This window comes from Loktanella sp. SALINAS62 (assembly GCF_018263905.1).
Classification (GTDB): domain Bacteria; phylum Pseudomonadota; class Alphaproteobacteria; order Rhodobacterales; family Rhodobacteraceae; genus Loktanella.
Map to the genome: position 1 here is coordinate 149,129 of NZ_JAAFZU010000055.1, position 12,556 is coordinate 161,684.

The 12,556-nt window shown below is 59.5% G+C and carries 12 protein-coding genes; 3 read left to right on the plus strand and 9 right to left on the minus strand.

Translation table 11 applies throughout. The features are described 5' to 3' along the window. Position 1: 1 nt before the first annotated feature. From GZH79_RS15245 to pyrH, 9 genes are all read right to left on the minus strand, one after another. A complete protein-coding gene (locus GZH79_RS15245) occupies positions 2-622 on the minus strand; it encodes an OmpH family outer membrane protein (protein ID WP_211644622.1) in 621 nt (206 codons plus the stop codon). Continuing rightward, a complete protein-coding gene (bamA, locus tag GZH79_RS15250) occupies positions 622-2,913 on the minus strand; it encodes an outer membrane protein assembly factor BamA (RefSeq protein ID WP_211645031.1) in 2,292 nt (763 codons plus the stop codon). The genes GZH79_RS15245 and bamA overlap by 1 nt, the downstream gene beginning before the upstream one ends. A gap of 167 nt (positions 2,914-3,080) precedes the next feature. Further along, complete coding sequence (locus GZH79_RS19275) at positions 3,081-3,206, minus strand: hypothetical protein (protein WP_283094819.1); 126 nt, start codon at positions 3,204-3,206, stop codon at positions 3,081-3,083. A 72-nt stretch (positions 3,207-3,278) separates the two neighbouring features. Then, positions 3,279-4,604 (minus strand): RIP metalloprotease RseP, encoded by a 1,326-nt coding sequence (rseP, locus tag GZH79_RS15255; protein WP_211644623.1) that lies wholly within the window; start codon positions 4,602-4,604, stop codon positions 3,279-3,281. A gap of 4 nt (positions 4,605-4,608) precedes the next feature. Beyond that, a complete protein-coding gene (gene dxr, locus GZH79_RS15260; protein ID WP_211644624.1) occupies positions 4,609-5,778 on the minus strand; it encodes a 1-deoxy-D-xylulose-5-phosphate reductoisomerase in 1,170 nt (389 codons plus the stop codon). Continuing rightward, the gene (locus GZH79_RS15265) at positions 5,775-6,584 is read right to left on the minus strand and encodes a phosphatidate cytidylyltransferase (protein ID WP_211644625.1); all 810 of its coding nucleotides are present in this window, start codon (positions 6,582-6,584) and stop codon (positions 5,775-5,777) included. The genes dxr and GZH79_RS15265 overlap by 4 nt, the downstream gene beginning before the upstream one ends. 1 nt (position 6,585) lies before the next feature. Then, entirely contained in the window at positions 6,586-7,314 is a 729-nt protein-coding gene (gene uppS, locus GZH79_RS15270; RefSeq protein WP_211644626.1) for a polyprenyl diphosphate synthase, read from the minus strand. Between the two features lie 97 nt (positions 7,315-7,411). Further along, positions 7,412-7,972, minus strand: coding sequence for a ribosome recycling factor (gene frr, locus GZH79_RS15275; RefSeq protein WP_211644627.1), 561 nt, complete (start codon positions 7,970-7,972; stop codon positions 7,412-7,414). A 116-nt stretch (positions 7,973-8,088) separates the two neighbouring features. Continuing rightward, the gene (gene pyrH, locus GZH79_RS15280; protein WP_211644628.1) at positions 8,089-8,802 is read right to left on the minus strand and encodes a UMP kinase; all 714 of its coding nucleotides are present in this window, start codon (positions 8,800-8,802) and stop codon (positions 8,089-8,091) included. Positions 8,803-8,896: 94 nt separating this feature from the next. Here pyrH and miaA point away from each other — a divergent pair, with 94 nt between their 5' ends. The 3 genes from miaA (at position 8,897) to GZH79_RS15295 (ending at position 12,513) form a co-directional block, all read left to right on the plus strand. After that, positions 8,897-9,778 carry a tRNA (adenosine(37)-N6)-dimethylallyltransferase MiaA gene (gene miaA, locus GZH79_RS15285; protein WP_211645032.1) on the plus strand — a complete coding sequence of 294 codons (882 nt, stop codon included), beginning with the start codon at positions 8,897-8,899 and terminating at the stop codon, positions 9,776-9,778. A gap of 65 nt (positions 9,779-9,843) precedes the next feature. Beyond that, positions 9,844-10,701, plus strand: coding sequence for an AraC family transcriptional regulator (locus tag GZH79_RS15290; RefSeq protein ID WP_211644629.1), 858 nt, complete (start codon positions 9,844-9,846; stop codon positions 10,699-10,701). Between the two features lie 153 nt (positions 10,702-10,854). Then, positions 10,855-12,513 carry an ABC transporter substrate-binding protein gene (locus GZH79_RS15295; RefSeq protein WP_249219231.1) on the plus strand — a complete coding sequence of 553 codons (1,659 nt, stop codon included), beginning with the start codon at positions 10,855-10,857 and terminating at the stop codon, positions 12,511-12,513. The last annotated feature ends 43 nt before the right edge of the window (positions 12,514-12,556 follow it).

Below are 12,556 nucleotides of genomic sequence, written 5' to 3' on the forward strand. Positions count from 1 at the left end.
CTCAGGGCTGTATGGATGCATCCCCGCCCGGCGGATTTTCATCGACGGATGGTTCGGCATTCCCGCCGCCACCGATCAGGGGCGCATCTGCCCCCGGCGCCTGACCGGTTTCCAACATCACGGCGTCAATCCTGTCGACGGCTTCGTCAGTGATGTCCGATGCGGCCAACGCCAGAAACACCGACCGCCGATCAAGAATAACGGATGCGCCGCGTTCCAGCATCAACTGTCCCACCACATCGCGCACAGAGGCAAAGAATTCCTCTCGGGCGGCGGCGCGGGCGCGCTGCAGTTCCACCTCTTTGGCATCGCGGGCGCGCCGGATCGCCTGCACCTTGATATCGAACGCCTCTGCCTCTTCCCGGAACGCGTCAGCGGTCATCGTGGGCCGCCGCAGGGTCAGGCTCCGTTCCTCATCGGTCAACGCAGCCACGATCCGATCATTTTCGGCCTTCAGCGCGGCGGCGTCGGCGTCCAGCCCTTCACGGATGGTCTGGGCATAAGTGCTGTCCAGATAAAGCCTGTCGTAATCGACGATCAGGATCGGCAACGAAGGCGGCACCTGTTGCGCGGCAACCGGTCCCGCCAATGCCAGCAGGATGGCCAGCACACCAAACCGCATCAGAATGCCGTCGAAATCGTCACGTCAAAGGCTTTGGTTTCGTCGAACTGTTCCGCCTGCAACGCATCGGTAAAGTTGAACCGCAGCGGTCCCAGCGGGGTGGTCCAGAAAATGGACAGACCGGCCGTCGCTCGCGCAGTAAAATCATTATAAAGCGTCGTGTCTGTCGGCGAACGGCCCACATCCCAGACCGATCCATAATCCACAAACACACCGCCCGTGATGCCATATTCTTCGGGCAGACCAACGGGGAATTCGGCTTCCAGACGGGCAACCGCATATGTATTGCCGCCAAGCGCATCATTGACGTCATTACCTGGATCATAGTCGCGCGGACCAACCCCATTGGCCGCAAACCCGCGCAGCGTGTTGCCGTTCAGGAAATATCGATCCGTCACCCGGCTGAACCCGTCCTGATAGGCCAGATTGCCACCTTCGACAGTTGCGCGCAGCGTCACATCTTCGTTCAGAACCAATGTTTCGGCTGCGGCCAAAACCGATGTCTTGATGAATTGCGTGTCACCGAAACCGAATTCCTGACCAAAGCGGAAGACAAAGCCCGTCGTTGGATCAAGCCCGGTACGGCGGTTGTCAAAGCTGTAGCTGTAGCCGATGGACTGCGTCATCACGCCGTCCAACGCTGCTTCTTCCTGAATGAACGGGCTGATGCCGGTCGCGTCTTCCAGCCCCGACAGATCGTCATAGGACAATGCGGCAAACGTCGTCAGACGCCCGTTTTCACTGACCGGGAACGATAGGTTGGGGCTTAGCCGGAAATTTTCGGTATCATAGTCGGCGTTCTGGTTGTCCGTGGTCCGATACGACAGATCGAAACCGGCGCGCAGGTCGCGCCCCAGCAAATTCGGTTCCGAAAAATTGAAATCAAACACGCGGTTCGTGCTGGCCGTCGACACGCGCACCCCAACCGATTGACCACGCCCCAGAAAGTTCGTTTCACGGAAACTGGCTACAAGACCCACACCGACGTCGGTGTTGTAGTTGGCACCGAACGACAATGACCCGGTTGGCGCTTCTTCGACATTGACATCCACGATGACCTGATCGGGCCTGGACCCTTCGCGGGCGTCCACCTCTGCATTGGCGAAAAACCCAAGCGCACGGATACGGTCGGCGGCCTGCCGAATTTCACGCGGGTTGAACGGGTCGCCTTCGACGGTGCGGAACTGGTTGCGCACAACCCGGTCCAGCGTTGTCGAATTGCCTTCGATATCGATGCGTTCAACAAAAATGCGCGGCCCGCGCACCAGCGCGTAATCCACGTTCAGCGACAGATCACGGTCGTTGCGGGTGATGCGCGGCTCAACCGCCACGAATGTCAGACCTTGCTGGATGGCCAGACGTTCCAGCCGCGCAATGTCACGGTCGATCTGGCCGGGGGAATAGGTTGCACCGGTCCGCGTTGTCAGCGCGTTCTGGAACAGTGCGGTGTCGACTTCTGGCAAGACAGAACTGGCCGACACATTTCCAAAGGTAAAACGCTGACCTTCCTGCACATTATAGGTGATCAGATAGGCGTCGCGTTCGCGCGTCAGCGTCACATCCACATTCTGCAACGTGAAATCGGCAAAGCCACGCGACTGGTAGAAATCGGTCAGCACCTGCCGATCGAAATTGATGCGATCTTCGGAAAATGTATCGCGGCTGATGATGGCGCGCAGCAGGCCAGCCTGCTTTGTTTCCAGAATACCGCGCAGACGGCGGTCGGAAAAGCTGCGGTTCCCGACAAAGCTGATGCGCTCTACCTCTGTCACGCCGGTTTCGCTGACTTCGAACACGACGTTGACGCGGTTTTCCGACAGCCGGATGATGCGTGGTGTTACACTGGCGTTGATCCGCCCGTTGCGCGCATAGATCGCGGTGATTGTGGCGACGTCACGTTCCACGACGGCGGGTGAATAGATGCGGCGCGGCTGGCTTTCCAGCAGCGGCAGGAATTCACCATCGGCCAGCCTGCGGTTACCATCGATGGCCACCTGACTGACGGTCGGAAATTCGACGACGTTGATGACAAGTGTGTTGCCCTGCGTGCTGATGTCGACATCGTCGAACAGACCCGAGGCGCGAATGTTTTGCCCCGCCGTATTCAGCGTCGCCGCATCAACCGTCTGCCCGCGCGATATCCCCGCAAAGGTCAGAATGGTGCTGTCCGCAACCCGCTGGTTTCCGTCGATCACCACGTTGCTGAAGGTAAAGCTTTGCGCAGCAACCGGACCCGCCGAAATCATGGCAGAGGCCACAAATACCAGCGAAGCGGTGCGGCAAAGTCCCATCAGTCCGGACGCGTAAACGCCCCCTGTCGTCAAAGTCATGTCAGCGCCCGCTTTTGTTCATTTGATATGCGTCCGGATTACCTACTCTGAGCCGGATTGTCAAAAGCAACACGCGCCCGCAATTGCTGCGCGCGCGTGAAAATTCGTGCACTTCGGGTCGTGTGGGGTCACATCATGGCAACTTGCCCACCGATGAACAGCGCAACAATCATCGTGGCGCACATCAACACGCGATCCCAATTCAGGGATGCAAGCGTCCCGACGCTTTTGTATCCTTGCTTCAGAAACTGCATCAATCGCTCCTATTACATCACCTCTAGCAATCGCTCGGAAATGTGGCAGCAATGTGCAATGACCCGGACGCTTTAGGGGCAGAACCAGATGTCGTTCAGGATCGCGAAAAGCATGAACGTCAGGATCAGCGCCAAACCGCCAGCCATCAGGACACGAAGCGCGCCGTCCGTGGGCTTGCGGCGAAAAATCGCCTCGTAGGCATGGAACACCAGATGCCCGCCATCCAGAATAGGGATCGGGAACAGGTTCAAAAGACCGACCGCAGCCGACAGCGACGCGATGAACAAGATAAAGTTTCCCGCCCCCTGACTGGCCATCGTGCTGCTTGTTTCCGCGATGCCGACGGGGCCGGAAATGTTGCAGGTCGAAATCGCGCCCGTGATCACATGCCACAAGCCAGAGACCGACACGCGCAAAGTCAGCCACAACTGCTGCACACCGGTCCACAGCGCCTCGAACGGGCCGACGCTTTCGGTGGCGGAACTAAAGAACAGATCCCCGCTGATGCCGATCAGCCAGCGTGTTTCAAACCCGCCTTCGGGCAGCGGCAGATCAACCCGGCGTGGTGACAGCGTCACATTGCGGGTGTCCCCGTCGCGCCAGACGTCCAAAAGCAAGGCGTCGCCTTCTGCATCGCGCACGATATCAACCAGTTCGGCAAAGGCATTGATTTCCACACCGTCGACGGCGGTTATCACATCCCCGATCCGCAAGCCCGCATCATCCGCCGCGGATCGTGGCGTCACGCCTGCCGCGCGCGGCGGCACGGGATAGGGGCCCGTCACGATCATCTGCGCGCCATCGCGCAGCACCGTGTAATCAACCGACGGCGCAATCGGCAGCGTATCCACTGGAGTGTCGTCTTCCAGCGGCTGGCCACCGATCGCCAACACCTCGTCCCCCGGTTCCAACCCGGTTGCAAAGCTAGGCGGCAGGTCAAACACGCGTTTGACCGTCATGGGATCGGACGGTGTGCCAACCCACATCAGATAACCTGCAAAGATCAGGATCGTCAGGGCAAAGTTGAACAACGGCCCTGCGGCCACCGTGGCGGCACGGGCCCATAACGGCGCACCCAGCATCGTATGTCGGGCGTCCCGCCCCGCTGCAACGGTGTCATCACCACCCACCGACGCGGCGTTGGCATCGCCCAGAAATTTCACGTAGCCGCCCAACGGCAGCGCCGCAACCTGCCAGACCGTGCCACGCTTGTCCTTGCGCGAAAACAGCACCGGACCAAAGCCGACCGAAAACACTTCGGCATGGATACCGGACCAACGGCCCACGATATAATGGCCGTATTCGTGAATCGTGACAATGATCGACAATGAGACGACGAACGCCACCAACGTAAAAAGTCCACCCCCCACCGAAGGCAAGATTGTCGTCAGGTCCATGGTCTTATCCCAGCGTGGTCAAAGCCTCGATCGCATAGCGGCGCGACAGGCGGTCTGTTTCCATAACATCTTCTAGCGAAATAGGGGCGTTTTGCAGGTCCGATTGCGCTGACATTTTGGCGAGTGTCATATCCACAGCGGTTGCCATGTCCATGAACCCCACCTGCCCCGCGATAAATGCATCAAGCGCTGCTTCCTTGGCCGCATTGAACACTGCCCCCGCCTTGCCCCGGGTCGCCATCACCTCGCGGGCAAGGCGCAGCGCGGGCCAGCGCGCATCGTCGGGTGCCCGGAACGTGAATTGACCGATCGCCGCCAGATCCAGCCGGTCCACAGGCAAATGGGACCGGTCGGGCCAGTTCAGCGCATAACCAATGGCATGGCGCATATCGGGCGGCCCGACATGCGCCATCAGGGCGCCGTCCCGGAATCCGACCAGCGCATGTATCAACGACTCAGGGTGGACGATGACCTCTATCGCCTTGGGCGAAATGCCAAAAAACTCACGCGTTTCAATCAGTTCCAGCGCCTTGTTGAACATTGACGCGCTGTCGATGGTGATCCGCTGGCCCATATCCCAGTTCGGATGGGCAGAGGCTTGGGCCACCGTCGCTGTCTGCAGCTTTTCCATCGGCCAGTCGCGGAACGCCCCACCCGATGCGGTGATGATGACCCGTTCCACCGCATCCATCGGTTCCCCGACCAACGCCTGAAACACGGCAGAATGTTCGCTGTCGACCGGCAGGATCCTTGCGCCGTACCTGCGCGCGGCATCCATCAACAGCGGCCCGGCTGTGACAAGCGATTCCTTGTTCGCCAGCGCAAGCGTCGTGCCCTGTTCCAGCGCGGCCATCCCCGGCGGCAGACCCGCAGACCCGACGATGGCCGACATGATCCAATCGGCGGGCATCCGTGCGGCATCTGCAATCGCTTGCGCACCGCAACCGCAGCTGATCCCGGTTCCCGCCAGCAGGTCGCGCAGTTCGGCGTAACACTCCGCGCTGTCCACCACAGCGATCTGGGCGCGCAGTGCAATCGCATCACGTGCCAGTTGTTTGGCGTTGCAGCCACCGGTCAGTGCGACAACTTCAAAATCGTCAGGACGCCGCTTGATCAGATCGATTGTGCTTTGTCCAATCGACCCGGTCGCCCCCAGTATCGAAATCCGCCTCAAAAGTTTACGCCCGGCACGTTGAACGTGCTGGCGATCAGCAACATGAACAGGGACGCCCCCAAAAGCGCGTCAAAGCGATCGAACAGACCCCCGTGTCCGGGGATCAAGGTAGAGCTGTCCTTGACCTTCATGCGGCGCTTGAACGCGCTTTCCATGATGTCACCCATCTGGCTGGCAAAGCTTAGCACGACGCTTAGCACGATGATGGTCATGCCAGCCTTTGTCAGCAGGGTGAACAACACGCCGATCAGTCCAGCCGCCACCCAGCCGCCAACGGTGCCGGACCATGTTTTCTTTGGGCTGACCTTCGGCCAGAATTTCGGGCCGCCCATCGTGCGCCCGATCAGATAGCCAAACACATCCGTGGCCACGACGACGCAGACCAGCCACAGGATCCAGATGAATCCGTAATCCATCCGAAACGTCAAAAGCCCCCAGCCCGCGACCTGCACCGCGAACGCAAAGCAAAAGAAATAAAGCCGCTCGTGCTTGACCAGATAGGCACCGCCGATCGGCACCACCAGAAACAACAGCAGAATCCATGCGCTTTCGTGGGTCAGCATGCCCGACAGAACCGATGCCGTCATGGCGGCAAGGATCATGCCCATCGTCGGCTGATCGGACGCGATCATCATCCAGATTTCCCAGATCATCACGGCAACCGCGAAAATCACCACGATCTGAAACCAGACACCACCCAGTATAACGGCGGCGGCACCGACAACCAGCATCGCGGCACTTGACGCGATGCGAATGGTCAGATCATCCCATTTACCGGGGTCGTTCTGCGGGATCGGTCCGGACATCCTAGGCGATCACAGCCCCGAACCGGCGTTCACGCTTCCCATATCCCGCCAACACCTTGGCAAAGACGTCCTTGGTGAAATCCGGCCATAGCGTATCGATGAATTCGTATTCCGCATAAGCCGACTGCCACAGCAGAAAGTTGCTGATCCGTGCTTCCCCGCTGGTCCGGATGACCAGATCAGGGTCCGGCAGGAACCGCGTGTCCAAAAAGCGCGACAGCGTTTCGGCGTCCACATCCTTGTGCGACAGCCGCCCCTGTTCGATTTCCACCGCCAAACGCTGCGCAGCACGGGTCACTTCGTCCCGGCTCCCGTAGTTCAGCGCGATGGTCAGATGCACCTTGTCATTGTTGGATGTCAGCAATTCCAGATTGTCCATCAGGCTGACCAACTTGTCGTCCAGCTTGATGCGGTCACCGATGAACCGCACGCGCACGCCTTCGTCCAGCAGTGCCATCGCCTCGCGCTGGATATAGCGGCGAAACAACGCCATAAGGCCCGCAACTTCGGTCTGGGTCCGTTTCCAGTTTTCGGTCGAAAACGCGAAAATCGTCAGATATTTCACACCTTCGTCGGGGCAGGCCCGGACGATTTCGCGCACCCGTCGTGCCCCTGCATGGTGACCAAACAAACGCGGACGACCACGTTTCTGCGCCCAGCGTCCATTGCCATCCATGATGACCGCAACGTGTTTGGGTCCATCGTGTAAAGGTTGATCAATCTGGGGCATCGGTGGCCCTTCCCGGTAGTTAAAGTCTGCAAAACACGCCGCGACGTGCACTTGCGTTGGTATGGTGACTGTCCGGCCATCGCGGCCAGACGGCAGATCAGACCTGCATGATTTCGGCTTGTTTCGTTTCCAGCGTATCGTCGACCAGCTTGATGTGGGCGTCTGTCAGTTCCTGCACAGAAGATTCCCAGAATTTCTGGTCGTCGTCCGACATGCCGTCCTTGGCCTTCTTGATCTGGTCCATCCCGTCGCGGCGCAAATTGCGGATGCTGACCCGCGCGCTTTCAGCATAGGACCCGGCGACCTTGGTCAACTCGCGGCGGCGTTCTTCGTTCAATTCGGGGATCGGCAGCATGATGATCGTGCCGTTCATCTGGGGATTGATGCCCAGACCGCTTTCGCGGATCGCCTTTTCAACCTTATTCACCAGACCCTTGTCCCACACGTTGATCGTCACCATCCGGGGTTCCGGCACGTTCACGGTGCCGACCTGGTTGATCGGCGTGGGGCTGCCATAGGCGTCGACCATGATCGGTTCCAGCATCGACCCCGACGCACGCCCGGTCCGCAATGATGCAAATTCGGTCCTCAGGTTGGCAATCGCACCATCCATGCGGCGCGCCAGATCGTCGGTATCAAGTTCAAAGTCGTCTGCCATGTCTCATCGCTCTCTTGTCGGGCTTTACCCGGTTTTCCTTGCACTTACGTCAATTTCACGCGGTTGTATAGGTTTCCGAAGGACACAAGCCGACCCTTTCGGCGTTGTCCCGCCCGTCAGTCATGCACGATCGTATATTTGCCGTCCCCGGCCAGTATGCCCTTGAAACCGCCCGGCTCATCTAATGAAAAGACGATGATCGGCAGGTGATTATCACGGGCCAAGGCAATGGCGCTGGCGTCCATCACCCCCAGATGCTGGGCCAGCACTTCGTCATAGCTGATACGATCATAACGTTTCGCGTCGTCATGCTTTGCCGGATCACGATCATAGACGCCATCGACCTTGGTGCCTTTGAAAATCGCCTCGCAGGCCATTTCGTTGGCGCGCAGGGTCGCGGCTGTGTCGGTCGTGAAATAAGGGTTCCCGGTTCCGGCGGCAAAGATGCACACGCGTTTCTTTTCCAGATGGCGCACGGCGCGGCGGCGGATATATGGCTCTGCCACTTCGTTCATCGTGATTGCGCTGATGACGCGGGTGTGGATGCCCAGCTGTTCCAGCGCCGACTGCATCGCCAGCGCGTTCATTACCGTGGCCAGCATGCCCATATAATCCGCTGTCGTGCGTTCCATCCCCTGCGCACTGCCCTGCAGGCCGCGAAAGATATTGCCGCCGCCGATCACCATGCAGATTTCGACACCCATTTCGTGCACGGTCTGCACTTCACGTGCGATCCGCTGCACTGTAGGCGGATGCAGGCCAAACGCCGTGTCACCCATCAATGCCTCACCAGAAATCTTGAGCATGACGCGGCTATAAGTGGTGGGCATGGGGGCATCCTGTATGTCGGGGTTTCGCTGCCCCGCAAAGTGTCGCAAAAAGACCAAAGGTTCAATTGCAGAAAGGCCCGCTGTGGCACCGATCATGATCCGCAGCGACCGCCCCGTCCTGATTGCGGGACCGACCGCATCGGGCAAGTCGGCGCTGGCGCTGCATATTGCCCGCACCCAAGGCGGTGTTGTGGTAAATGCCGACGCGATGCAGGTCTTCGACGGCTGGCGCATCGTCACGGCGCGACCGTCGGATGAAGAACAGGCGCTGGCACCACATGCGCTGTATGGGCATGTGCCATTTGATCTGGCTTATTCTGTGGGGCATTGGTTGCGCGATGTGACGCCGCTACTGGCGGGTGCGCGGCCCATCATCGTGGGCGGCACCGGGTTGTATTTGTCGGCCTTGACCGAAGGCCTGGCAGACATACCCCCCACCGCACCTGATGTGCGCATGGCCGCGGATGACTTGTCATTGTCAGAACTTCTGGCCGGGATCGACGAGGCCACCCGCGCGGGAATTGATACAGCCAACCGTGCCCGCGTGCAGCGCGCATGGGAAGTCCTGACGCAAACCGGGCGCAGCCTGCGGGACTGGCAATCCGCCACACCGCCGCCGTTGTTGCCGCTGGCGCAGGCGACCGCCATCGTCGTCGACGCCCCCAAAGAGTGGCTGACCCCCCGCATCGCGCGGCGTTTCGACACGATGTTGACCTTCGGCGCATTGGAAGAAGCCCGCGCGATGGCCGCGACGTGGAACCCGCGACACCCGTCATCAAAAGCCATCGGGGCGGTGGAACTGATCGCCCATATCACCGGCGAAATCAGTCTGGACGCCGCGCGGGACGCGGCCATCATTGCATCACAGCAATACGCAAAACGACAACGCACATGGTTTCGCAAGCGGATGCGCGGTTGGACAACACTCCACATGCCATCCACAGATTTATCCACAGATATACAGTTTGTTGCTTAATTAACCTGTTGTTTTTGGACCCCTTTGCCGTCAGGCTTGTCCATATGCAACATCGGACGCCCGCCATGCCGCATTCTCGCCCCGCGATACCGATTGGACCAGCGGACAGCGCATTGGCGCTGCAGCCCGTCGGCGGATCGAGCCTGTCCAATAAATGGCGCACCGAAGCCATGCGCAGCCACGCCACACCGCGCTTGCTTTTTATCGCACGCGGTCAGGGCCGCATTGTCATTCAGGGACTGACCCACGGCTATTATGCCAACAACCTGATCTATATTCCCGCCCGCACCATGTATGGGTTCGAAGCGGGACAGACCGTGTTCGGCCACCTGCTGACCCTGCCCGCTGCCATGGCCCCTGAATGGCCGTCGGAGCCCGTCCATCTGCGATTGCGCGATGTGATGGCCCAAAAAGAATTTCTGACCCTCTTCGACGGACTGGAAAGGGAATTAACCTCTGACCGCCTGAACGCCAAACGCGCCGCGCATTATCACGCGGGTCTTTTGTCCGTCTTTTTCGCGCGTCAGGTCGCCAAGCTGCAGGCGACCTCAGGCGAGATAGACAGACGCAATTCGTCAGCGGCGAGACTGGTCGCCGCATATACCGACCTGATTGAACGCGATTTCAACACCGATCAGGGCGTGGCAACCTATGCGGCGGCACTGGGCGTGACGCCGACACATCTTTCCAGATGTTGCAAACAGACAAGCGGGCATAGTGCGCTGACCTTGCTTGCAGACCGCCGCCATTATGAGGCCTGCCGCCTGCTGCGCGATACCGTAACGCCCGTCCGCGATGTCGCGGTTGCCGCAGGCTATGGGTCTGCCGCTTATTTCAGCAGGGTATTTCAGGCCCGCGCAGGCCAGACACCGACCGCATTCCGCAGGTCTGGAAACGACATTCGCAGGTCGCTTTCTTCCTAAATGTGATCCCTTTCGGGGATAATTGCATTGACGCACACTGCACCCGCATGCCTTCATGGCATCAAATGAGGGACATTGCCGGACGCACGCCAGATCGCTGGGCGCGTCACAAAAATCATGTGCTCCTCTTGGATGAAACACGAGGAGATTTCGATGGCCGCACACGCGAACCAGGTTCACCCCGCCGCAAAAATGTATGCCGCAGAGGTGAAATCCGGCAAACTTGACCGTCGGGAATTTCTGACGCGCACCACGGCCTTGGGACTGACGGCGTCCGCCGCCTATGGCCTGTTAGGACTGTCGAGCCCGGCAATGGCACAGACACAGGCCCGGCAAGGCGGCACAATGCGGATGCAGATGGAAGTCCGCGCCCTGAAAGATCCCCGCGCATTTGACTGGACCCAGATCGCCTATGTGGCATCGGGTTGGCTGGAATACCTTGTCGAATACAACAACGACGGCACCTTTACCCCGATGCTGCTGGAAAGCTGGTCGGTCAACGATGACGCGACCGAATACACGCTGAATGTCCGTCAGGGCGTCACATGGAACGACGGCACAGCCTTTACAGCCGAAGACGTCGCGCGCAACATCACCGGCTGGTGTGACAAATCGATGGACGGTAATTCGATGGCTGGACGCTTTGCCGTTCTGATCGATGAGGCGACAGGCCAGGCCATCGACGGCGCGATAGAGGTTGTCGACGAACACACCGTGCGTCTGAATCTGCCCACCTCTGACATATCGCTGATTGCTGGCATGTCGGATTACCCGGCATCCATTACGCCCGCAGGCTTCAATGCCGATTCAATGCTGGAAAACCCCGTCGGCACCGGACCTTATCTTCCGGAATCAATGGACGTCGGGATCAAGGCCGTGCTGGTCCGCAACACCGACCACGACTGGTGGGGCACGGCCGCCGGCAAGGGGGGCTACCTCGACCGGATCGAATTCATCGACTACGGACAGGACCCATCGGCATGGGTGGCGGCAGCGTCGTCGGAAGAAGTCGACATCCTGTATGAAACCGTTGGTGATTTCGTCGAAATCATGGATGGCCTTGGCTGGCAGCGGTCGGAAATCGCATCGGGTGCGACGATCTGCATTCGTCCCAACCAACAGGCCGAAGTCGATGGCATGAAACCCTATGCCGACGTGCGCGTGCGCCGCGCCATTGCGATGGCCGTCGATCCGTCCGTCTGTCTGGAATTGGGCTACGCGGATCGCGGTGCGCCTGCCCGCAACGACCACGTCGGACCGATGCATCCCGAATGGGCCGACGTGCCCGGCCTGCCCTACGATCCCGAAGGCGCGCTTGCCCTGCTGCAAGAAGCCGGGATGGCCGATTTCGAGATGGAAATCATTTCCATCGACGATGACTGGCGCAAGAACACAACGGACGCGGTCGCCGCACAACTGCGCGATGCTGGATTCAACGTCAAACGCACGATCATTCCCGGCAGCACGTTCTGGAACGACTGGACGAAATATCCGTTCAGTTCGACCAACTGGAACCATCGCCCATTGGGCACCCAGATCCTTGCCATTGCATACCGGTCCGGTGAAGCATGGAATGAGGCCGGTTATGCCAACCCCGAATTTGACGCGACCCTGGCCGAAGCAAATTCAATCGCGGACGCCGACGCGCGTCGCGCCGTCATGGAACGCCTGCAAACGATCATGCGTGATGACGCCGTGACATTGCAGCCCTACTGGCGCTCACTTTACCGCCACTCAAAGCCGGGTGTTGTGGGGGGCGACATGCATATCGCGTTTTTGCCGCAGCTTTATAAACTGGGCTTCGCGGCTTGATCATCTAGTTTGTAAAAAAAGGGGTCGGCCATGTCCTGGCCGG

What these genes read in the sequence shown, in the direction of transcription:
- GZH79_RS15245 (WP_211644622.1), bottom strand. Translation starts at nt 622, where the DNA reads ATGCGGTTTGGTGTGCTGGCCATCCTGCTGGCATTGGCGGGACCGGTT.
- bamA (WP_211645031.1), bottom strand. Translation starts at nt 2,913, where the DNA reads ATGGGACTTTGCCGCACCGCTTCGCTGGTATTTGTGGCCTCTGCCATG.
- GZH79_RS19275 (WP_283094819.1), bottom strand. Translation starts at nt 3,206, where the DNA reads ATGCAGTTTCTGAAGCAAGGATACAAAAGCGTCGGGACGCTTGCATCC.
- rseP (WP_211644623.1), bottom strand. Translation starts at nt 4,604, where the DNA reads ATGGACCTGACGACAATCTTGCCTTCGGTGGGGGGTGGACTTTTTACG.
- GZH79_RS15265 (WP_211644625.1), bottom strand. Translation starts at nt 6,584, where the DNA reads ATGTCCGGACCGATCCCGCAGAACGACCCCGGTAAATGGGATGATCTG.
- uppS (WP_211644626.1), bottom strand. Translation starts at nt 7,314, where the DNA reads ATGCCCCAGATTGATCAACCTTTACACGATGGACCCAAACACGTTGCG.
- frr (WP_211644627.1), bottom strand. Translation starts at nt 7,972, where the DNA reads ATGGCAGACGACTTTGAACTTGATACCGACGATCTGGCGCGCCGCATG.
- pyrH (WP_211644628.1), bottom strand. Translation starts at nt 8,802, where the DNA reads ATGCCCACCACTTATAGCCGCGTCATGCTCAAGATTTCTGGTGAGGCA.
- miaA (WP_211645032.1), top strand. Translation starts at nt 8,897, where the DNA reads ATGATCCGCAGCGACCGCCCCGTCCTGATTGCGGGACCGACCGCATCG.
- GZH79_RS15290 (WP_211644629.1), top strand. Translation starts at nt 9,844, where the DNA reads ATGCCGCATTCTCGCCCCGCGATACCGATTGGACCAGCGGACAGCGCA.
- GZH79_RS15295 (WP_249219231.1), top strand. Translation starts at nt 10,855, where the DNA reads ATGGCCGCACACGCGAACCAGGTTCACCCCGCCGCAAAAATGTATGCC.